Origin of the sequence: Microbacterium sp. NPDC086615 (assembly GCF_040686055.1) — a bacterium.
In the GTDB taxonomy this organism is placed as follows: Bacteria; Actinomycetota; Actinomycetes; order Actinomycetales; family Microbacteriaceae; genus Microbacterium.
In genome coordinates, this window is the sequence record NZ_JBFBJJ010000019.1 from 22828 (window position 1) to 44529 (window position 21702).

General features: G+C 70.9%; 18 protein-coding genes. 8 read left to right on the forward strand and 10 right to left on the reverse strand.

What is annotated here, in order from left to right:
- Nucleotides 1-253 precede the first annotated feature (253 nt).
- From AB0O24_RS15955 to AB0O24_RS15985, 7 genes are all read left to right on the forward strand, one after another.
- On the forward strand, nucleotides 254-856 hold the full coding sequence (locus AB0O24_RS15955) for a glucose-6-phosphate isomerase family protein (RefSeq protein WP_363376274.1): 603 nt from the start codon (nucleotides 254-256) through the stop codon (nucleotides 854-856).
- Nucleotides 849-1538 carry a deoxyribose-phosphate aldolase gene (gene deoC / locus AB0O24_RS15960; RefSeq protein ID WP_363376277.1) on the forward strand — a complete coding sequence of 230 codons (690 nt, stop codon included), beginning with the start codon at nucleotides 849-851 and terminating at the stop codon, nucleotides 1536-1538. The genes AB0O24_RS15955 and deoC overlap by 8 nt, the downstream gene beginning before the upstream one ends.
- Nucleotides 1535-2503, forward strand: a complete 969-nt coding sequence (locus AB0O24_RS15965) for a shikimate dehydrogenase (RefSeq protein WP_363376280.1) — start codon at nucleotides 1535-1537, stop codon at nucleotides 2501-2503. The genes deoC and AB0O24_RS15965 overlap by 4 nt, the downstream gene beginning before the upstream one ends.
- Before the next feature lie 3 nt (nucleotides 2504-2506).
- Nucleotides 2507-4018, forward strand: a complete 1512-nt coding sequence (locus AB0O24_RS15970) for an FGGY family carbohydrate kinase (protein ID WP_363376282.1) — start codon at nucleotides 2507-2509, stop codon at nucleotides 4016-4018.
- On the forward strand, nucleotides 4015-4740 hold the full coding sequence (locus tag AB0O24_RS15975; protein ID WP_363376285.1) for an SDR family oxidoreductase: 726 nt from the start codon (nucleotides 4015-4017) through the stop codon (nucleotides 4738-4740). Before AB0O24_RS15970 ends, AB0O24_RS15975 begins: the two co-directional genes overlap by 4 nt.
- Nucleotides 4737-5363, forward strand: a complete 627-nt coding sequence (eda, locus tag AB0O24_RS15980) for a bifunctional 4-hydroxy-2-oxoglutarate aldolase/2-dehydro-3-deoxy-phosphogluconate aldolase (RefSeq protein WP_363376288.1) — start codon at nucleotides 4737-4739, stop codon at nucleotides 5361-5363. Before AB0O24_RS15975 ends, eda begins: the two co-directional genes overlap by 4 nt.
- A 671-nt stretch (nucleotides 5364-6034) precedes the next feature.
- Nucleotides 6035-8926, forward strand: a complete 2892-nt coding sequence (locus AB0O24_RS15985; protein ID WP_363376290.1) for a chitobiase/beta-hexosaminidase C-terminal domain-containing protein — start codon at nucleotides 6035-6037, stop codon at nucleotides 8924-8926.
- A gap of 247 nt (nucleotides 8927-9173) precedes the next feature.
- Here the strand turns inward: AB0O24_RS15985 and AB0O24_RS15990 are convergent, their stop codons facing one another.
- The 5 genes from AB0O24_RS15990 to AB0O24_RS16010 all read right to left on the reverse strand — a co-directional run bounded on the left by AB0O24_RS15990 (nucleotide 9174) and on the right by AB0O24_RS16010 (nucleotide 15923).
- A complete protein-coding gene (locus AB0O24_RS15990; RefSeq protein ID WP_363376293.1) occupies nucleotides 9174-11276 on the reverse strand; it encodes an acyl-CoA dehydrogenase in 2103 nt (700 codons plus the stop codon).
- A gap of 463 nt (nucleotides 11277-11739) precedes the next feature.
- Complete coding sequence (recQ, locus tag AB0O24_RS15995; protein ID WP_275800557.1) at nucleotides 11740-13773, reverse strand: DNA helicase RecQ; 2034 nt, start codon at nucleotides 13771-13773, stop codon at nucleotides 11740-11742.
- A 65-nt stretch (nucleotides 13774-13838) separates the two neighbouring features.
- The gene (locus tag AB0O24_RS16000; protein WP_363376295.1) at nucleotides 13839-15293 is read right to left on the reverse strand and encodes a cation acetate symporter; all 1455 of its coding nucleotides are present in this window, start codon (nucleotides 15291-15293) and stop codon (nucleotides 13839-13841) included.
- Nucleotides 15290-15682 (reverse strand): heavy metal transporter, encoded by a 393-nt coding sequence (locus tag AB0O24_RS16005; protein WP_363376298.1) that lies wholly within the window; start codon nucleotides 15680-15682, stop codon nucleotides 15290-15292. Before AB0O24_RS16005 ends, AB0O24_RS16000 begins: the two co-directional genes overlap by 4 nt.
- Nucleotides 15683-15731: 49 nt before the next feature.
- On the reverse strand, nucleotides 15732-15923 hold the full coding sequence (locus tag AB0O24_RS16010; RefSeq protein ID WP_363376301.1) for a hypothetical protein: 192 nt from the start codon (nucleotides 15921-15923) through the stop codon (nucleotides 15732-15734).
- Between the two features lie 25 nt (nucleotides 15924-15948).
- On the opposite strand from AB0O24_RS16010, the gene AB0O24_RS16015 reads away from it, so the two are divergent.
- Nucleotides 15949-16464 (forward strand): CGNR zinc finger domain-containing protein, encoded by a 516-nt coding sequence (locus tag AB0O24_RS16015; protein ID WP_058597576.1) that lies wholly within the window; start codon nucleotides 15949-15951, stop codon nucleotides 16462-16464.
- Nucleotides 16465-16691: 227 nt separating this feature from the next.
- On the opposite strand, the gene AB0O24_RS16020 is transcribed toward AB0O24_RS16015, so the two are convergent.
- Genes AB0O24_RS16020 through AB0O24_RS16040 form a run of 5 tightly spaced genes read right to left on the reverse strand, consistent with a single transcriptional unit; the run spans nucleotide 16692 to nucleotide 21274 of the window.
- Nucleotides 16692-17396, reverse strand: coding sequence for a LytTR family DNA-binding domain-containing protein (locus AB0O24_RS16020; RefSeq protein WP_363376304.1), 705 nt, complete (start codon nucleotides 17394-17396; stop codon nucleotides 16692-16694).
- Nucleotides 17393-18565, reverse strand: coding sequence for a histidine kinase (locus AB0O24_RS16025; RefSeq protein ID WP_363376307.1), 1173 nt, complete (start codon nucleotides 18563-18565; stop codon nucleotides 17393-17395). Before AB0O24_RS16025 ends, AB0O24_RS16020 begins: the two co-directional genes overlap by 4 nt.
- 13 nt (nucleotides 18566-18578) lie before the next feature.
- Nucleotides 18579-18815, reverse strand: coding sequence for a YbdD/YjiX family protein (locus AB0O24_RS16030; RefSeq protein ID WP_363376309.1), 237 nt, complete (start codon nucleotides 18813-18815; stop codon nucleotides 18579-18581).
- A 9-nt stretch (nucleotides 18816-18824) separates the two neighbouring features.
- On the reverse strand, nucleotides 18825-21089 hold the full coding sequence (locus AB0O24_RS16035; RefSeq protein WP_363376312.1) for a carbon starvation CstA family protein: 2265 nt from the start codon (nucleotides 21087-21089) through the stop codon (nucleotides 18825-18827).
- A complete protein-coding gene (locus tag AB0O24_RS16040) occupies nucleotides 21086-21274 on the reverse strand; it encodes a hypothetical protein (protein ID WP_275800569.1) in 189 nt (62 codons plus the stop codon). The genes AB0O24_RS16035 and AB0O24_RS16040 overlap by 4 nt, the downstream gene beginning before the upstream one ends.
- Nucleotides 21275-21702 lie beyond the last annotated feature (428 nt).

Consider the following 21702-nt stretch of genomic DNA (forward strand, 5'->3'; position numbering starts at 1 on the left):
CCGCGCGCTCATCGCGTGGCGACGGGAGGAGATCTGGCGCGCGGAGGACGCGGGAGCGCTCACACGTCCTCCGCTCGCCAGGTCTCCTCCGTACACCCCAGATCGGCACCGCACACACGGACGAAGTAGCCGAACTACGCGCAAAGCCTCGCCACTGGCACCAAAGCGTCGGAGATTACCCAAACTCCCCCACTTCTTGTAGTGTTACTACGCACGACGACGTACCCCAGTCGTCGGCGAAGGGAACGACTGCATGTGCGCCGCTGCACGACTGGCCGAACCGGCCCGGCTGACCGTCGATATCGCCCGTGGCCTCCTCGCCGGAGGATCCGAGCGCTACGAGAAGCACCTGCCCGACCTCGCGGGCGTCTATCGCGATGACGAGGCCTACGCCGAAGCGATCACCCGCGACGACGGCGAGCCGGTGTACTGGGTCGAGAGCAGCACCCCCGAAACCGGGCGCGGAGCGCTCACCATCGGCCTGAGCGTCCTCCGGCCCGGCCGGATCGGCGACGAGTTCGCGATGACGCGGGGGCACCTTCACGCGCAGGCCGAGTTCGCCGAGCTCTACTACGGCGTCGCCGGCTCCGGGGTGATGCTGCTCGAGTCGGTCGAGGGCGAGTCCCGTGCCCTACCGATCACCCCCGGGGTGGTGGTCCACGTCCCCGGCGGCTGGATCCACCGCAGCGTCAACGTCGGCGACGACACGCTCGTGACGCTCTTCACCTACGCCACCGAGGCCGGTCAGGACTACGGGATCATCGCCGAGGCCGGAGGCATGCGACAGCTCGTCGTGGCCGACGGCAGCGACTGGACGACCCGCCCGAACCCCGACCACGGAGGCTACCGTGCCTGATCCCGGTCCCGTCCTCGCCGACCTCGCTCGACACATCGACATCAGCTGCGTCCAAGCGCAGCACACACGCGCCGACATCGACGAGCTCGTGCACCAGGCGGTGGCGGGCGGTTTCGTCAGCGCCCACGTCCTCCCCGAGTGGCTCGGATACCTGCGCGAACGCCTCGAGGGCACGGGCGTCCTCGCCGGTTCGCCGGTGTCGTTCCCGAGCGGCGGCGCCACGACCGCGACGAAGGTGACCGAGGCATCCGAGCTCCTCGACCTCGGCGCTCAAGAGCTCGACGTCGTCGTCGCGATCGGACGCCTGCGCTCCGGAGACGACGCCTACGTGACGAACGAGCTCGCCGCGATCGTCGAGGTCGTCGACGGCCGCGTGCCGCTGCGCGCGATCCTCGAAGTCGGCCGCCTCGACGACGACGACATCCGGCGGGGGGTGGATGCCGCCATCGAGGCGGGCGTGCCCTGGATCAAGACGGGCACCGGCTGGTCGGGCGTTGCGACCACGATCGAGCACATCCGACTGATCGCCGACCGGGCCGACGGTCGCGCAGCGCTCAAGGCCGCGGGAGGAATCCGCGACCTCGACACCGTCCGAACGATGGCCGAGCTCGGCGTCACCCGATTCGGCATGAATGCCACGGCCGCGCTGGCCGCGGTCGCCGCCACGAAGGACCACCGATGACGTTTCCCACCCTCACCGCCTCGACCCTGCGTCCGGCGACGGCCCCTACGCTCTACTTCATCGGCGTCACGACGGGGAGTTCCTCGATCCAGCACGTCTTCCCCCGGTGGGCCGCGCACCTCGGATTGCAGGATGCCGTGCTCCAGGGCATCGACCTGCCCCTGCACGCACCCGCCGACGACTACCGCGCAGTCGTGCGGTTCATCGCGGACGACCCCCTGAGCCTCGGGGCCCTGGTCACCACGCACAAGATCGATCTCTTCGCCGCGTGCCGCGACCTCTTCGACGAGATCGACGCCTTCGCCGAGCTGATGGGTGAGACGAGCTGCATCTCCAAGCGCGACGGCCGGCTCATCTGCCACGCGAAGGACCCGATCTCGAGCGGTCTCGCCCTCGACGCCTTCCTACCGGCCGGGTTCTGGTCGCGCGGTCCCGCCGACGCGCTCTGCCTCGGCGCGGGCGGATCGTCGATCGCGATCAGCTGGTACCTGTCTCGGCAGGAGCGGGGCCTCGACCGGCCCGCGCGGGTCATCGTGACGAACCGCTCGGCGGCGCGCCTGGACCACCTGCGCGAGATCCACGCGTCGCTGCCGACCGACACGCTCTTCGAGTACCACCTCACCCCCACCCCGGCCGACAACGCCCGCGTGCTCGCCGACCTGGCGCCGCGCTCGCTGGTCGTCAACGCGACCGGCCTCGGCAAGGACGCCCCGGGCTCCCCCCTTCCCGACGACGCCGTCTTCCCCCTCGACGGGGTCGCGTGGGATCTCAACTACCGCGGCGATCTCGTCTTCCTCGACCAGGCGCGGGAGCAGAGCGCCGAGCGCCGCCTCCGGGTCGAGGATGGGTGGATCTATTTCGTGCACGGATGGACGCAGGTCATCGCCGAGGTCTTCGACATCGAGATCCCGACGTCGGGCCCCTCTTTCGAGCGGCTGAGCGAGCTCGCCCTGGCCACCCGCTGATCGATGGGTCCTCTCGCTCTCGCTCTCGACCTCGGTACCGGGGGGTGTAAAGCGTCTCTCTGGTCGGCCAAGGGCCGCTCGGTCGCCGAGACGGTCGTGTCGTATCCGACGCGGCATCCCGGTCCCGGCCGTGCCGAGCAGCGGCCGGAGGAGTGGTGGGATGCCGTGGTCTCGGCGACCCGCGAGGTCGTCGCCCAGACTCCCGGCGCGCGTGAAGCCGTCATCGGGATCGCCCTGTCGGGGCAGAGCCTCGGCGTCGTGCAGGTCGACGCCGCCGGAGAGCTCGTCGCCCGCGACACCCCGATCTGGTCGGACACCCGCGGTCGGACCGAAGACGTCTTCGCCCACCTCGACGAGGACGCGTGGTACCTGCGCACGGGCAACGGCTTCGGCGCGCAGTTGTACCCGGTGTTCAAGGCGCAGACGATGCGCACCGAGGATCCGGAGGGATGGGCACGCACCCGGTCCCTGCTCGGCTCGAAGGACTGGATCACCCTGCGGCTCACCGGCGAGGTCGCGACCGACCACTCCATGGCATCCGGGTCGGGCGCCTACGACCTCACCCGCGGCGACTACGACGACGCGATCCTCGACGCGGCCGAGCTCGACCGCTCCCTGCTCCCCGTCCCGCGCGAGTCGTCCGACGTCGTCGGGACGCTCCGGGCCGACGCCGCGGAGGCACTTGGGCTCCCCGCAGGGGTACCCGTGCACGCGGGGGCGGTCGACAACGCGGCGATGGCACTCGGCTCCCGCGGCACGACGGACGGTCGGATCTACGCCGCCCTCGGCTCCTCGAGCTGGATGACGGTGACCGCGAGCGCCCCCGTCCTCGACGTCGAGACCCGCCCCTACGTCTTCCGTCACGCCGTGCCGGGGCTCTACATCAGCGCGCTGTCGACGTTCAGCAGCGGCACGACGCTGACCTGGCTGCGCGACGTGATGCGTCCGGGTGCCGACATCGGCGCGTTCATCGACGGTGCGGCGGCGAGCCCGCGCGGCGCGCGAGGCGCCGTGTTCGTCCCGACGCTCGCGGGCGGCACCCCGCTCGAGGGCGGCAGCGGGGTGCGGGGACTCCTCGCCGGTGTCGAGCTCGGCACCGACGCCGACGACCTCGTGCGGGCATGCCTCGAGGGGGTGGCGTTCGCGCTCGACCGGAGCCTGCGTCACATCCGCACGCTCAGCGGACTGCCGTCCGACACCGACCTGCTCGTCTCGGGCGGGGGCAGTCGGTCCGCCGTCTGGAACCGGATCTACGCCGACGTCCTGGGCACCCCCCTCGTCCGCACCACCGTCGACCAGCAGGCCGCGACCCTCGGGGCGGCGGCCCTCGTGTTCGCCGGGTCGGGCGTGTGGTCCTCGCTCGCCGCCGCCGACGACGCTCACCGAGTGATCGAACGCCTCGATCCCGACCCCGACGGGGTGCGCGCGTATGCCGCGCTCCGTGACCGTTACACCGCCGCGGCCGACGCCGCGGTGGTCTTCGCCCGATCCACCCCTTCCCAGGAGAACGCATGACCTCCCTTCCCCTCGTCGTCATCACCGGAGCCAGCTCCGGCATCGGTGCCGCGACCGCGCGCGCCTTCTCGGCCGCCGGACACCCGCTGCTCCTCATCGCGCGGCGCCTCGCCCCGATGCAGGCCCTCGGTCTTCCGGATGCCGAGCTCGCCGAGGCCGACGTCACCGACACCGCCGCGGTGGCCGCGGCCATCGCGCGCGCCGAGGAGCGGTTCGGTCCGGTCGACCTGCTGGTCAACAATGCCGGGCTGATGGCGCTGTCAGCGGTCGCCGAGCAGGACCCCGCGCTCGTGCAGGAGCAGTTCGACGTCAACTGCGTCGCCCTGGTGAAGAACAGCCAGCTCGTGCTCCCGGGCATGCAGGAGCGCCGTCACGGCACGATCGTCAACATCGGCTCGATCGCCGGCAAGCAGCTCTACGAGAACCACGTCGTCTACAACGGCACGAAATACGCGGTGCACGCGATGACCGAAGGGCTGCGGCGCGAGAACGCCGCGCACGGCGTCCGTGTGCTCCTCGTCGCCCCCGGAATGGTCGACACGGCCCTGCTCAGCAACACCGGCGAGGGCGACGTCCTCGACGGTTACCGCGAGTACAAGCAGAGCATCGGCGGCGGACTCGTGCCCGACGACATCGCCCGCGCGATCCTCGCCGCTTACCAGCTGACCCAGCACGTGAGCTTCCGCGAGATCGTGGTCGCCCCGACCTCTCAAGACGCATGACCGGCGTCGATGTGCTGCACGGCAGCCGGATCGTCCCCGTCGTGGTGCTCGACGATGCGTCCTTCGCGCCCGACCTCGCCGACGCGCTCCAGGCCGGCGGCATCCCGACCGCCGAGATCACCCTCCGCACCCCCGCCGCCCTCGACGCGATCCGCGCGGTCGCCGGACGATCCGGCTTCGCCGTCGGCGCCGGCACGGTGACGACCGTCGCCCAGGTCGAGGCGGCCGTCGACGCCGGCGCGACCTACCTCGTCTCACCGGGGTTCGACGACGCCGTGGTCGAGCGGGCGGCGGAGCTCGGCATCCCGTTCCTCCCCGGGGTGGCGACCGCGACTGAGATCCAGCGGGCGATCGCCGCGGGACTCGACCGCCTCAAGCTCTTCCCCGCGGGCGCCGTGGGCGGGCCCACCGCGCTGAGGGCCTTCGCGGGCCCGTTCCCCGACGTGCGCTTCCTCCCGTCGGGTGGGGTGTCCGCTGCGAACGCCGGCGAGTACCTCGCCCTGGGCAACGTCTTCGCCGTGAGCGGATCGTGGATGGTGCCGGCCGCAGCCCTCACGGCACGGGATGCCGAGACCGTGCGCGCCCTGTCCGCCGAGGCGTCCGCGGCGGCCTCGGCGATCTGACGAACCGTCGCGGGGCCGCCGGGTGGGAGCCCGCGCGGCCCGTACCGTCGCGCGGAGTTCCTCCCCGACACGCCGGCCCCCGGCATCCCGAACCGGCGTGTCACGGCCCGACTCCGCCTGACGGCACATCGGCACATTCGCCGCCGCCACCCCGGCCCCGTACCGTCACGCGGAGTCCGTGCCCGACACGCCGAGTTCCGGCATCCCGGACCGGCGTGTCACGGCCCGACTCCGCCTGACGGCACACCGGCACGTTCGCCGCCCCCGTACCCTCACGCGGAGTTCCACCCCGACACGCCGGCCCACGGCACCCCGAACCGGCGCGTCGCGGCTCGACTCCGCCCTACGGCACATCGGCACCAACGCCGCTGCGACCCCCGCCCCGCACCGTCACGCGGAACCCGCACCCGCCACGCGGGGTTCCGGCGTCCGGGATCGGCGTGTCCACCCTCGACTCCGTAAGACGGTACTCCGCGCACCCATAAGACCTCACGTAGAGTAGTACAACTACAAACAGTAGTGACGATCAGCGTGAAAAACCATGACAATTCGGGCTTGCGCGACCACTGCAACCCTCATAGCCTCGCTGATACATCCCCCCGGCGTAGCATTACTACCGATTCAGTGATGAGTCACCGCGACGCCTCCCATCACCGGCGATAGGAGAACCCATGAGACGACGGCGCACAGCCCTCGCCTTGACCGCGACGACGAGCGTCGTCGCTGCCGCCCTGCTCGTCCCCGCGACCGCGGCATCCGCGGCCGACGAGCAGCGCACCGTCACCGTCCACCTCGACCAGACCGTGCAGGAGGACTACCTCGGTGTCGGCGTCAACGTCATCCCGTGGAGCCTCCTCGAGGGCACCACGAAGTACGGCTACGACGACGCCGACTGGGAGGTCGACGTCGAGCGCATCCACACCCTGCAGCCCAAGGTCGCCCGCATCTGGTTCCAGATCGACTGGATGGAGCTCGAGAAGGGCCAGTACGACTTCGAGAGCCCCGAGATGCTCGCGTTCTACCGCTACCTCGACGCGTTCAAGGACGCGGGCACCGAGGTCGAGCTGAACTTCGGATGGAAGGTCGGCGCGCGCGTCCACGACTGGTTCACCATCCCCGGAGCCCCCGACCCCTACATCTCGGCCCCGGCCGACCTGCCGGCCTACGGCGCCTCGGCATCCGCTTTGCTGCAGAACCTCTTCGACCGCGGCTACGACAACGTCGATCACCTCACGTTCTACAACGAGCCCAACGGCAGCTGGGACTTCTGGGCCCCGGGCGACGAGAAGGCGTACTACGCCGACATGGCTCGCGCGGTGAGCGACCGGCTCGCCGCCGACGGACTGCGCGACGACGTGCAGATCTGGGGCCCCGAAGAGGTCAACGCGGTGGCCTGGACGCAGTACATGGCCGAGAACGCCGGCGACGTCTTCGACCAGTACTCGTTCCACCTGTACGGCGAGTCGTACGACGCGATGGGGGATGCCATCGCCCAGCGCCGCGCCGTCATCGGCGATGCTCCCCTCAACCTCTCCGAGATGGGCTGGACCAACCCGGGCACCAGCGTCTGGGAAACCGGCTACGCGAACTACATCATCCGCAGCGCCAACGACGGCGTGCACTCCAACCTCATCTGGCAGCTCAACGGCGTCATGACGGGCGACCCCGCGGGCGACACGAACGGCTCCTACAACCTGTGGGACTCGCTCATCCTCGGTCTCGAGCCCACGGCCGCGTTCTCGGAGGCGGGCCCCCTCATGCGGTACGTGCCCGCGCACAGCACGGTGCTCGGCACGGAGGTGTCGGATGCCGATGTGCGCGCGACCGCGTTCCGCGCACCGGACGGCGAGCTCACCGTCCTCGTCGAGACGCAGTCGGGCTCGCCGAAGGACGTGCGCGTGCAGTTCGACGGCGGCGACGCGACCGCGGACTTCACCCGCATCGCGTACACGGATTCGATCGCACAGCCCGGCGAGAACGCCCTGCTGCCGGCCTCGAGCGGAACCCTGACCCCGGATGCCAACGCCTTCACCGACACCGAGATCGGCGACGAGCACACCTACGCTATCTACACGACGGCCCCCGCGGCCACGCAGGTCGAGATGACCCCCGTGCGCACCTCGGTCGCCGGCGGTACGCAGGTGCAGCTCGGGGCGAACGTCATCGACGGCACCGGCACGCCGACCTGGTCGGTGGTCGGAGACGACAACGGCACCATCGACGCGAACGGTCTGTTCACGGCCCCGTCCGTGACCACCGAGCGCACCGTCGCCGTGCGGGCCACGCTTCCCGACGGGGAGTACGGCGTCGCGCAGGTCGAGGTCACCCCGGCCAGTACGGCCGGTGTCACCGACGCTCCGGTGTTCAGTCTTGAGCGAGGCGTCTACGACTCGATCGAGGCCGTGACGATCACGAGCGCCACCCCCGACGCGCAGATCTTCTACACGACGGACGGCAGCGAGCCCGCGGCATCCTCCACCCCGTACACCGGGCAGATCTTCCTCGAGCCACTCAAGACGACCTACCTGCGCGCCGTCGCGGTGGCACCCGGGGCGGACGCATCGGGAGTCACGTCACGCCTGTACAAGGTGAGGGACGTGCAGAACGCGCCCGACGGGTACACCTTCTGCCAGTACGCGGACGGCGGCGAGTGCGCCTTCGACGGGGAGGCGAACGTCGCGTTCGGGTCGGACGGGCTCTTCGTCTTCGGCACGTTCACCGACGGCGTGGACTGCGCGGTCGCCTCCTTCGGCTCGAACCCGAACCCGGGCGGCGACAACCGCTGCTTCGTCAACCCGGACGTGTCGGAGGAGCCGCCGCTGGTGAGCATCCTCAACGCCGGGTTCGAGCGCCCCGCGACCGGCGGGACGGCGAACGGTCCGATGGTGAACGGCTGGACCTTCAGCGCTCGCGCCGGCATCCAGCACAACAACAGCGTGTTCGTTCCCGCCTCGCCCGCCCCGCAGGGCGAGCGGACGGCGTACTTGAAGAGCGACTCGGGGCTGGCCAGCCGCATCGACCAGACCGTGGTCTTCCCAGCCGGCACCTACGCGATCACGTTCGCCGCGGCGAACCGCGTCGGCTTCGGCGGCCAGCAGGAGTTCGACGTCGAGGTCGACGGGCAGAAGCTCGGTCACTACGTGCCGGTCGGCGGCGAGTACCAGTACTACGAGACGGCGCCCTTCACGGTGACGCAGGGCGAGCACACCATCTCGTTCGTGGCGACCACGACCGAGGGCGACAACACGGGATTCGTCGACGACATCCGCGTGGTCGCTGCCGGCGACGCGGACACCACGGCCCCGACAGTCACGGTGAAGGAGGGCGCGGAGTTCACCCAGGGCGACGCCGACGCCTACGACAAGGTGAGCTTCAAGCTCTACGACGCCGGCAAGATCGACCGCGCGGTCATCAACGGCATGGTGAAGGATCTGACCGACAACACCTGGTCCGACGTCAGCTTCGTCGCCCCGGGCGTCTTCGGTGCGGTCTCGGGCGAGAACACGCTCGTGGTGTACGACGTCGCCGGGAACAGCACGACGGTGACGTTCACGCTGCGCTGACGCTCACGCGAGGCCCGTCTCGCCCTTCGGGGCGGGGCGGGCCTCTTCGCGCATGGGCGTCGGGGGTCGCCGCGGTCCGGCTCCGGTCGATCGCGGCGGCCCCGTGTCACGAGAACAGGCGATGCACCCGGAACAGGACGGCATCCTCCTGATCGTCCTGTTCTCGGCGCATCGCCTGTTCTGATGCCGCCCGCGCGGGCGACGAGCGCGCGGGCGGCAGTCCCCCACGGCCGCCGCCCGCGCGCGCTTACTTGGCCGGCTTCTTCTCCGGGACCGGCGCGTTGCCCGAGGCGCGCAGTTCGGCGTAGTAGGCCGCGGCCTCGTTCTGGCGATCGTCCTCGACACCCGTCGCGATCGAGGCACGCACGTGCTCGGGGCCGTAGCCGAAGGCATCCACGAGATCCTGCGCATGCGGCCGGAGGCGCGCACACAGCCGATCGATGTAGCTCGAGACCGCCGCCGCACGCTGGGTCGACAGACGCCCGTTGATGAGGTGCCACGCGAGGTGCTTCTCGATGAGCTGCAGGCCGAACAGATCGCGCAGCCACGTCAGGACCCGAGCCGTGCCGGGGTCGGAGATGCGGTTGATCGCGTCGGTGAACGCTTCCCACTGCAGCAACTCGCCATGGGCGCGAGCCGCCTCGATCAGCTCGGCCTGGTTCGCGTTGAACAGCGCCGCCGCGTCCTCGCGGGAGAGCTTGGATGCCGGACGCAGGCGCCCCGCGATGTCGGCGATCATCTGCTGGACGCGACCCGCCAGCAGCTCGTGCTGCTGATCGGCGCGGAGTCCCCGCTCGACCGAGCGCGCCGTGGACCCGAGGTCGGTGACGGCCTGCCCGAGCTGACGCAGCCCCGCTCCGTGAAAGAGCTTGCCCGCGGTCTGCCCGACGGCGAACGCGGCGAGCTGCTTGGCATCCTTGCCCTTGAACTGGCGGGCGTAGTCGGCGAGCAGGCGCTTGCCGACGAGCTGCAGCAGGATGTTGTTGTCGCCTTCGAAGGTCACGAAGATGTCGAGGTCGGCGCGCAGCCCCACGAGACGGTTCTCGAAGAGGAAGCCCTGACCACCGCATGCCTCGCGCGCTTCCTGCAGGGTGTCGAGCGCGTGCCAGGTCGACAGCGGCTTGAGGGCCGCCGCCAGGGTCTCGAGGTCTTCGCGGTCGGCGTCCGTGTCGAGCGCGCCACTGAAGACGCCGTCGAACTTCTGCAGGAACTCGTCGTGCGCGAAGATCTCGGCGTACGTGGTCGCCAGGCGCGGCAGCAGGCGGCGCTGGTGCTTGCCGTAGTCGAGCAGGGTGACCTCGGGCGTGCCGCTTCCCGAATCGAACTGGCGACGCTGGTTGCCGTAGGTGATCGCGATGATGAGGCCGATCGCCGAAGCCCACGCGGCTGCACCGTCGAGCGAGACGCGGCCCTGCACGAGGGTGCCGAGCATCGTGAAAAACCGCCGACCGGGGCTGGCGATGTCGCTCGAGTAGGTGCCGTCGGGGGCGACGTCGCCGTAGCGGTTCAGGAGGTTCGTGCGCGGGATACGCACCTGGTCGAAGTGCAGACGTCCGTTGTCGATGCCGTTCAGACCGCCCTTGAGCCCGTCGTCCTCGCCGCCGATGCCGGGAAGGAAGTTGCCCTCCTCGTCGCGCAGGGGGACGTAGAAGCAGTGCACGCCGTGGTTGACGCCGTTCGTGATGAGCTGCGCGAACACGGTCGCGGCCTTGCCGTGGAGCGCGGCGTTGCCGAGGTAGTCCTTCCAGGCCCCGCGGAAGGGGGTGTGGATCACGAACTCTTCGGTCTCGGGGTCGTACGTGGCGGTCGTGCCGATCGCGGCGACGTCGGATCCGTGGCCGGTCTCGGTCATGGCGAAGGCGCCGGGGATCTCGAGGCTCATGATGCCGGGCAGCCACTTGTCGTGGTGCTCGGCGGTGCCGAGCTGCAGCACCGCGGAGCCGAAAAGGCCCCACTGCACGCCCGACTTGATCTGCAGGCTCGGGTCTGCGGCAACGAGCTCTTCGAAGCCGGCGATGTTCGCGCCGTTATTCTCCTCGCCGCCGAATCGCTTCGGGAAGGCGCGGTGCACGGCGTTGTTCTGCACGAGCAGGTGCAACTGGCTCAGGGTGCGCTCGCGGTGCGCGTCCATCCCCAGGCTGTCGTCGCGCCACAGCGCGGGATCTTTCAACATCTCGCGCGCCTGGCGGCGGGTGTCGCCCCACGTGCCGAGGAGCAGGTCGGTGACCCGATCGATGTCGATGCGCGCCTCAGCGGCTTCGGCGGCGGAGTGCGGAGCGGACGGGGCACCCCCGACGGGCGTGCGCGTGCTCGTGGCGGGCGTGGTGGGACGGACGGCGGCGTCGGTCATTTCGGCACCTTTCGACGTTGCAAAGGGATGCCACCACGGTAGGAGTCCCACAACGCACCGGCAAACGGTGTGTGCGGTGTCGACAATGCCGCCCGGCGACGGGCGGCGGGGTCGTTGTGGGGGGTCAACATTCCCGTGCGGGGGCTGTGGGCCGGGCGCGGCGCGAACGCCCGGTGGCTTCGACAGGCTCAGCCACCTCCCGTCGGACCACCCCACGACAAGGTCCCTGAGCTCGTCGAAGGGACCGGAAACACCGCGGCACCGCGCGATCGCGCGGTGGCTTCGACAGGCTCAGCCACCTCCCGTGTGACCACCCCCGGCAAGGTCCCTGAGCTCGTCGAAGGGACCGGAAACACCGCGGCACCGCGCGATCGCGCGGTGGCTTCGACAGGCTCAGCCACTTCGCGTGGGACCACCCCACGGCAAGGTCCCCGAGCTCGTCGAAGGGACCGGAACCACCGCGTCAGTTCGCGGCGACCACCGTCAGGATGCCGTCGCCGTACGCCTCGCGCTTCTTGGCGCCGATGCCGGTGATGCCGTCGAGGTCGCCGATCGACGCGGGGCGCGCGGCGGCGATGGCCCGGAGCGTGGCGTCGCCGAAGACGATGTACGCCGGAACGCCCTGTTCGCGGGCCTTCTCGGCGCGCCACGCGCGCAGGGCCTCGAAGAGGCCGCGGTCGTCGGGGGCCACGTCGTCGGCGCCCGAGGTCCGCGGGCGCGAGGAGCCCCCGCCGCTGCGACCCAGGACGTCGCGGCGGAGCGGCACCGGGGTCTCCCCGCGCAGCACGCCCGCCGACGCCTCGCTCAGCGCGAGGGTGCCGTAGTCGCCCTGTGCGACGATGATTCCCCGGGCGAGCAGCTGACGGATGACACTTCGCCAGTCCTGATCGGAGAGGTCGGCGCCGAGCCCGTAGGTGCTGAGCCGATCGTGCCCCTGCTGGGAGATGCGCTCGGTCTTCGCGCCGCGGAGGATGTCGATCAGGTGCCCCGCTCCGAACGCCTGACCGCGCTCGCGCTGTAGGCGAACGATGGTCGACAGCAGCTTCTGCGCGGCGATCAGACCGTCCCACGTGTCGGGCGGGGTGAGGCACGTGTCGCAGTTGCCGCACGGTTCGGACTTCTGCCCGAAGTAGTCGAGGAGGTTCTGGCGGCGGCATCCGACCGTCTCGCACAGGGCGAGCATGGCGTCGAGGTGCTGGCCGAGTCGCATCTTGTAGGAGCGATCGCCCGGTGACTGGTCGATCATGCGGCGCTGCTGCACCACGTCGCCGAGGCCGTAGGCCATCCACACGACCGAGGGGTCGCCGTCGCGGCCGGCGCGGCCGGTCTCTTGGTAGTAGCCCTCGACCGACTTGGGCAGGTCGATGTGGGCGACGAAGCGCACGTCGGGCTTGTCGATGCCCATGCCGAACGCGATCGTGGCGACCATGATCACCCCGTCTTCGCGCAAGAACCGGGACTGGTTCGCGGCGCGCACGGAGGCGTGGAGACCCGCGTGATACGGCAGGGCGTCGAGCCCCTGCGTCGAGAGATAGGTCGCCGTCTGCTCGACGCTCTTGCGGCTCAGTGCGTAGACGATGCCCGCAGAGCCCTCGGGCTGACTCTTGATGAACTGCACGAGCTGGCGCCGGGGATCGACCTTGGCGTCGATGCGGTACTGGATGTTGGGCCGATCGAAGCTCGCGACGAAGCCGCGGGCGTCGCGCAGCCGCAGCCGTTCGACGATCTCTTGCGCGGTGGCCGGGGTCGCCGTGGCCGTGAGCGCCATGCGCGGCACCCCGGGGAAGCGGTCGGCCAGATCGCCGAGCGCGAGGTAGTCGGGACGGAAGTCGTGACCCCACTGCGACACGCAGTGCGCTTCGTCGATCGCGATCACGCTCAGACGACCGCGCGAGAGCAACCCGAGCGTCTGAGCGCCGTTCAGTCGCTCGGGGGCGACGTAGAGCAGGTCGAGCTCGCCCGCGAGGTACGCCTGCTCGACCGCCTGGCGCTCGGCCGGGGCCTGCGTCGAGTTGAGGTACCCCGCGCGCACGCCGTTGGCGATGAGCGCTTCGACCTGGTCGTGCATGAGCGCGATCAGGGGGCTGACGACGAGTCCGGTGCCCGGCCGCACGAGCGCGGGCACCTGGTACGTGACGCTCTTGCCTCCGCCGGTGGGCATGAGCACGACAGCGTCTCCCCCGTCGACGACGTGCTGCACGATGTCGGCCTGGTCGCCGCGGAAGGCGTCGTACCCGTAGACCTCGTGAAGGACCTCGCGCGGGTCGCGACCGGTGAAGTCGCGCACCGCCGGGAGTTCGCGCGCGGTGCCGGTCGCGGCCGCGGCGCGCGCGAAGGCGGAGGTGGGGTCGACGGGCGGCGGCGGAGCATCGAGATCGTCGGGCGGGGCGAAGAGATCGGGGTCCCAGTCGACGTCGGCGTACGGGTCGTCGTACCCGCCGAACGGCTCGGGCGGCGCGTCGGCGTAGGGCTCGGGGGCGGCGCCGGAAGAAGTCACCCGTCCACGGTAACCCGGGGCACCGACACCCGCGCGGGCCCGTCCGGGTATCTGTGGAGGGAGCCTCAGGAATCCGGGGTGTGCAGACGTGCCAGGTAGCGTTCGACGCGGAACGGAACCCCCGCGCGATCGCTCAGCGACACCGCCACGATCACGGCGGTGGTCAACGGGATCGTCCAGGCCGCAGGCTGAGCGAGGACGGCGCCCCAGCCCTCGGCATCCGGGATCATCCCTCCGGCCACGAACGCCGCGCCGCACGCGACCGCGCCCACCACCATGCCCGCGACCGCGCCCCGCGCCGTCAGACGCGGCCACCAGACCCCGAGAAGGAGAACGGGCGAGAGCGTGGATGCCGCGAACACGAACACCGCGCCGACACTCGACACGAGACCCTCGGGTTCGGTCAGCAACGCGACCGCGAGGGGCACCACCGTGCACAGCACCGCCGACAGACGGAACGAACGGACGCTGCCGCCGAACACGTCCTGGCTGACGACGCCCGCGAGCGAGACGACCAGACCCGACGAGGTCGCGAGGAAGGCGGCGAAGGCTCCCGCGACGATGAGCGCCGTGAGCAGCTCGCCCACCACGCCGGGGAGGAGGCGCGAAGGCAGCGCGAGGACGACCGTGTCGGCGAGACCGCGCACCGCCAGATCGGGTGCCACCACCCGCGCGATGAGTCCCATCGTCGACGACACGGCGTAGAACGCGCCGATGAGCACGATGACGACGACGGTCGTGCGTCGGGCCGACCCGCCGTTCGGGCTCGTGTAGAAGCGCACGAGCACGTGCGGGAGCCCGATCGTCCCGAGCAGGAGGGCGAGCAGCAGCGACACCGTCGCGTAGGTGTCGACGGCGCCGGGCCCGTAGTCGGCGGGGAAGATCGCGGCGGGGTCGAGGTCGCGCCCGCCCTGCGACAGCACGACGAGGAGGAACACCGCGGGTACGAGCAGTGCGGTGAGCTTGAGCCAGTACTGGAACGCCTGGACGGCGGTGATCGCCCGCATGCCGCCCGCGGCGACGATCCCGGCGACGAGGGTGGCGACGACCACGGCACCGGTCCAGTCGGGCACGTCGGCCACCACCCCGAGGGCGAGGCTGGCCCCGTGGAGCTGCGGCACGATGTACAACCAGCCGATCATCAGCACGACGACACTCGTGACCCGGCGGGCCGCGCGCGACTCGAGCCGCGCCTCGACGAAGTCCGGGATCGTGTACGCACCGCTTCGTCGCAGCGGCGCCGCGACGAAGAGCAGGACGAGCAGATACCCGGCCGCGTACCCGATCGGGAACCAGAACCCCTCGGAGCCCGAGAGCAGCACGAGGCCCGCGAGCCCCAGGAACGTCCCGGCCGAGAGATACTCGCCGCTGATCGCCGAGGCGTTCCACACGCTCCCGACGCTGCGCGAGGCGACGAAGAAGTCACCCGTCGTGCGCGACAGGCGCACGCCCGAGAAGCCCAGCACCGCGGTGACGGCGATCAGCAGCCCCACCGCGGCGAGATCGAACACCGGGTTCACGTGTCGGATCCGGGGTCGGCGAGGTGGCGATAGCGCCGTTCGTTGCGCGCCGCCGCGCGCACGAAGATGAGCGCGAAGACGAGGATCAGCGGATAGAAGCCGTACGCCTGCGCGAGCCACGACAGCGGCACACCGAACAGCACGGGGTCACCCAGCGCGGGGAGCGCCGCGATCGCCACCGCGAATGCCCCCGCGACGACGAGGAACGCGGCGACGCAGCCGATCGCGAGCCGCAGCTGCGCCCGCACGAGCCCCCGGGAGAACACGTCGTCGGCCTCGTCAGGGGCGTGTCCCGGCAGCGCGAAGCCGCGCGTCGCCGGGCGCGGCATCCGAGCGGATCCGGATGCCGTGACCCGGACGCGCGGAAGGCGCGGCGTCTCGTCGGACATGGCCACCCCATCGTGGCATCCGGGGCGGTCGGCGTCGATGCGGCCTCGCTCACACCTCGCGGGACAGCGGGACCGGGGGCACCGCGGCCGCGGGATCGAGGTCGACACGGCGGGCGCGGCATCCGGTGCACCGGACGTAGCGCACGCGTCCTTCGCTCGTCGCGTGCACGGATTCGGTGACCCACGCGTGTTCGTGGACGGATGCCGTGACGGGAAGCGAGAGGGTGTCGGGGGCGCTCATGGAGCCAGCGTGCTGTAATGCCCTTATGCATCTCAACCCTTACGGCGAGTACGCGGTCCTGCTCGCCGCGTCACTCGCGAACGACTGGCCCGCCGACCGCGACGGCGTGGAGCAGAGGGCGAGGGAGCTGGGCATGTCGATGGAGTTCCCCGTCGGCGCCGACGATCACGAGCGCACACGCGAGGTCATCGACGCGTGGTTGCGGGTCGTCGACGAGCCCGATCACGACGCCCGCGCCGCCCTGCTGAACGCGCAGATGGCCGAAGTGACGGCCTACCCCCGGCTGACGAACCACAACGGGGAGGGCTGGCACCTGCACTACCGCGACGAGAACGACGCGCTCCCGCGCGTGCTCGCCGCGGTCATCTCGGTCGGCACCGCGCTGCACCTCGTCACGCGGGGTCAGGACCGCCTCGGCCGCTGCGCGGCGGAGCCCTGCGTCAACGTCGTCGTCGACGTCACACGCAACGGACGCCAGCGGTACTGCTCGGTGCGCTGCGCGAACCGAGCGGCCGTGCGCCGGCACCGCGCGCGGGGGTAGGAGGCCGCGATGGGACTCGCGGGCCCGGCTGGCGACGCGTCAGCGGAGGAGATCCAGGGAAGGGAGGATGCCACAGCCCGCGGGCGGTCCTCCGCTCACAGAATCCCCTTCCCGCGCCGGCACCGCCCCGCCGTCGCAGCCCCGCACCGGCCCGCGCCACGCCGACACCGCCCGGCACCGGCACGGCCCCGCGCACACCCCGCGCGGGCACAGCGCATACACCGCCCTCACCGCAACAGAGCGTCGCGCACCGACGGGACGAGCCGCCGGCTGACCGGGAGCTCGATCTCGGCCAGGACCACCGAGGGCGCCGAACCCGACAGGCGCACCTCGACGATGGCATCCCGGTGCACGAGGTACGACCGGTGCACGCGGACGAAGCCGGCGTGCGCCCAGCGATCGGCGAGATCGGACAGCGGCAGGCGCACCAGGTGGTCGCAGGTCGGGGTGTAGAGGCGCGAGTAGTCGCCACTGGCCTGGACCCAGCGGATCTCGGCACGACGAACCAGGCGCGTCGTCGACCCGATACTGACCGCGATCGTCTCGTCGTCGTCTGCGTTGGCGTCCGCGCGCGCCGCGAGGGCGCGCCCGAGCGATCGGTAGAGACGCTCGACACGGACGGGTTTCAGCACGAAGTCGACGGCCTCGACGTCGAACGCCTCGACGGCCCCGGCATCGTCGGCGGTGACGAAGACGATCGCGGGGCGCTCGCGCAGGCGCGCCAGACCGCGGGCGAGGTCGAACCCCGAGAGCCCTGGCATGTGGATGTCGAGGAACGCCACCGCGACGTCGAACCTGTCGAGGATGCGCAGCGCCTCGGCCCCGCTCGCCGCCGCGTGCACCTCGGCCACGCGCGGGTCGGCCGAGAGCAGCGCGACCAGTTCGGCGCGCGCCGGCGCCTCGTCGTCGGCGACCAGGACCGCGACGCTCACGGCAGCGCCGTCTCGTGTCGCGGCTGCGACTTCGGCACCCGCAGGCGCACGGCCGTTCCCGAGCCGACGTTCGTCTCGACCACCAGACCTCCCGCGGGTCCGTAGAGCTGCCGCAGGCGCGCATCGACGTTGCGCAGCCCCACGTGGGTCGACGTCGCATCGAGGTCGAGCAGGGTCGCGAGCTCCTCGGGGTCCATGCCGACCCCGTCGTCGTCGACCACGACCTCGGTGTGCGTGCCGTCGTCGATCGAGGTCACCGTGATGACCCCGCCGCGCTCCCCCGGTTCGAGGCCGTGCCGCACGGCGTTCTCGACGAGGGGCTGGACGGACAGGAACGGGATCACCGTCGCGAGGGTCTCGGGAGCGATCCGCAGGCGCACCGACAGCCGGTCGCCGAACCGGGCGCGTTCGAGCTCGAGGTACGAGTGGATGCTGCGCAGCTCTTCGGCGAGCGTCGTGAACTCCCCCTGACGGCGGAACGAGTACCGGGTGAAGTCGGCGAACTCGAGCACGAGGTCGCGGGCGCGCGGCGGGTCGGTCGAGATGAACGAGGCGATCGCCGTGAGGGCGTTGTAGATGAAGTGCGGACTGATCTGCGCCCGCAGGGCGCGCAGCTCCGCCTCGGCGAGCGCGGCACGAGAGGCGTCGAGACCCGCCAGCTCGAGCTGCGCCGCGCACCACTCGGCGACGTCGCCCGTCGCGCGCACGAGCGGTCCGCGCACGGGCGACGCGAAGGCGATCACCGCTCCCCAGACGCGCCCGTCCACGACGATCGGCGCCCCCACGGCATCGCCGTCGCTCTCGGTGAACACCTGCCGGCGCCCGGTCTCGCGGACGCGGGCGGCGATGCGGCGCGCCGATGCGGTCAGCGTCTCGGGGCCGTCCAACGCGACCCGGTCCGCGGCCGCGTCGACGATCGCCACGGCGTCGGCGGCGAGGAGCGTCCGCAGGTGCTTGGCCGCGCGGGCGGCATCCGGTTCGTCCCGTCCCCCGCGGAGGGCGGATGCCGCCGCGGCGGCCAGGTGCAGGGTCCGATGCGTCGCCCGCTCGGCGTCGCTCCCCAGGTCGCGCGGCGCGAGAGCGAAGCGGCGTGCGAGGACCAGCGCGAGGGTCAGCGCCGCACCGACGACGACCCCCGCGGCCCCGGCGAGCAGCGGTGCGTCGAGCATGCTCGCAGCCTAGTCAGCAGCAGCGCGCGCCGGGGTCGGCATCCTGGTCCGCCGCACGCTGCCGCCAGAACTGCCGTTCGGTGAGGGGCTCCTCCCCCGGGTGGTGCACCCGGTGGTGCGCGACGTATACGTCGTAGGCACGGTCGCCCATGAGTGTCGTGACGTACCACCGGATGCCACGCCCGAGCCGCGCGAGGCGCACCCTGAGGCGAGTGAGGGCCGGACCGGATTCCGCGTGTGACAGAGCCATGACGACCTCTCAGTGGTGCGCCGACGCGGTCGGACGGGCGGGGTGGTCGGCGGGGAGGGCCTCCCACTCCTTCTCGATCTCGCGCTCGGCCTTCGTGGCGAGGAAGCCGGCGGGGGCGAAGCGACGGGATGCCACGGGGGCGTCCTCGAGGTCGGCACCGCCGCCGTTGCGCAGGGCCTTGATCGTCACGATCACGGCCATGACGATCACGACGATCGCCAGGGTCACGAAGATCACCGACAGCACGCCCTGCACGAAGGTGTTGCGCACGACCGCCTCCATCGCGGCGACCGTCTTCGCGGTGCCGAACTCGGTCTTCCCCGCGGCGAGCGCATCGCGGAACGCGAAGTGGTTCGCCCAGTACCCCACCGCCGGAACCGGCGAGAAGATCTTGTACATCGAGGCGGTGATCGTGACGACGGCGGCGAAGGCGAGCGGGAGGGCGACGATCCACAGCCAGCGGAAGTACGACCGGCCCCGCTTCGCGACGATCGCCAGCACCACGGCGAGCGCGATCGCCGCGAGCAGCTGGTTGGCGATGCCGAACAGCGGGAAGAACGTGTTGATGCCGCCGAGCGGATCGGTGACACCGAGGATCAGGATCGATCCCCATCCCGCGACCATGACCGCCGTGCAGATCCAGACGCCGGGGCGCCACGACAGGTCCTTGAACTTCGGGATCACGGTGCCGATCGAGTCCTGGAGCATGAAACGGGCGACGCGGGTGCCGGCATCCACTGCCGTGAGGATGAAGAGGGCCTCGAACATGATCGCGAAGTGGTACCAGAACGCCATCATCGCCTGACCGCCGAGGGCCTGCTGCATGATGTGCGCGAGACCGAGCGCGAGGGTCGGTGCACCGCCGGTGCGCGAGACGATCGAGGTCTCACCGACGGCCGCCGCCGTGGTCGTGAGCATGTCGGGCGTGAGGTTGACGCCCGCGAGCCCCAGCCCGTTCACGAACGCGACGGCACCTTCGACCGTGCCCAGGGTGGCCGCCGGCGAGGCGTTCATCGCGAAGTAGATGCCGCGGTCGATCGAGAGGGCGGCGACGAGCGCCATGATCGCGACGAACGACTCCATGAGCATGCCGCCGTAGCCGATGAAGCGCGTCTGACGCTCCTTCTCGACGAGCTTGGGCGTCGTTCCCGAGGCGATGAGCGCGTGGAATCCACTCAACGCGCCGCACGCGATCGTGACGAAGAGGAACGGGAAGATGGGGCCGCTGAACACCGGACCGGTCTGTCCCCCGGCGAACTCGCTGAATGCGGGTACCGAGATCTCGGGACGCACGAGCACGATGGCGCCGGCGAGCATCACGATGACGCCGACCTTCATGAAGGTCGAGAGGTAGTCGCGCGGAGCGAGCAGCAGCCAGACGGGCAGCACCGCGGCGACGAAGCCGTAGACGATGATGCCCCACGCGATGACCGAGCGGTCGAGGTGGAAGGCGGCGTAGCCCCACTCGGTCGAGGCGACCCAGCCGCCGGCGATGATCGCGCCGATCAGCAGGACGAAGCCGATGATCGAGATCTCGGTGATACGGCCCGGGCGGATGTAGCGCAGGTAGAGCCCCATGAAGAGGGCGATCGGGATCGTCATCGACACGCTGAAGACGCCCCACGGGCTCTCACCGAGGGCATTCACGACGACGAGCGCGAGGATCGCGACGATGATCAGCATGATCAGCAGGCTCGCGAGAATCGCGGCGGTGCCGCCGATCTTGCCGAGCTCGTCGCGCGCCATCTGACCGATCGTGCGGCCACCGCGGCGCATCGAGAAGAAGAGGACGAGGTAGTCCTGCACGGCGCCCGCGAGGATCACGCCGACGATGATCCAGATCGTGCCGGGGAGGTAGCCCATCTGCGCGGCGAGCACGGGCCCGACGAGGGGACCGGCGCCGGCGATGGCGGCGAAGTGGTGGCCGTAGAGCACGCGGCGGTCGGTGGGGACGTAGTCCTTGCCGTCCGCCTTGCGCTCGGCGGGGGTGGCCCGACGGTCGTCGGGACGCGTGATGTAGCGCTCGATCACCTTCGAGTAGAAGCGATAGCCGATGAGGTACGTGCAGACGGCGGCGAACACGAACCAGATCGCGTTCACCGTCTCTCCGCGCACGATCGCGAGCATCGTCCAAGCGAGGCCGCCCAGCAGCGCGATGCCGACCCACAGCGCGATCTTCGCGGGGGTCCATCTGCTCCGGAGCTTGTCGGGAGGGACGGCGACCGGGGGAAGGGTCGGGTCGGTGACGACATCGTCGTCGACGGAAGCGCTCATGTTGTCTCCTGCTCGCGGCGTTGCGGACTCGCATAGTGAACCGGATGCCGCGCGCCCGAGGCCGTGGCATCCGTCGATCGTGCGGTGAACGGCGTGAACGGTGCGGTGAGCGGCAGGGCGGGGTTCTCACCCTGCGACTGTCCGGGCTCGCTGGAGGGACCGGAGGCTTCGACAAGCTCAGCCACCTCCGCCACACCGCCACACCCAGCCGCGCGACGTCCCCGAGCCTGCCGAAGGGACCGGAGGCTTCCACACGCTCAACCACCTCCGCCACACCCAGCCACCCGAGGTCCCCGAGCCTGCCGAAGGGACCGGAGGCTTCGACACGCTCAGCCACCTCCGCCACACCCAGCCGCGCGAGGTCCCTGAGCCTGTCGAAGGGACCGGGGGCTTCGACACGCTCAGCCACCTCCGCCACACCCAACCGCGCGAGATCCCCGAGCCTGCCGAAGGGACCGGAGGCTTCGACACGCTCAGCCACCTCCGCCACACCCAACCGCGCGAGGTCCCTGAGCCTGTCGAAGGGACCGGGACCGACCTCGACGTTTGTCGAGGGGGTGCGGAACACGGCGAGGCCCCCGTACGTTGCTGGAGAGACCGACGACAGGAGGCG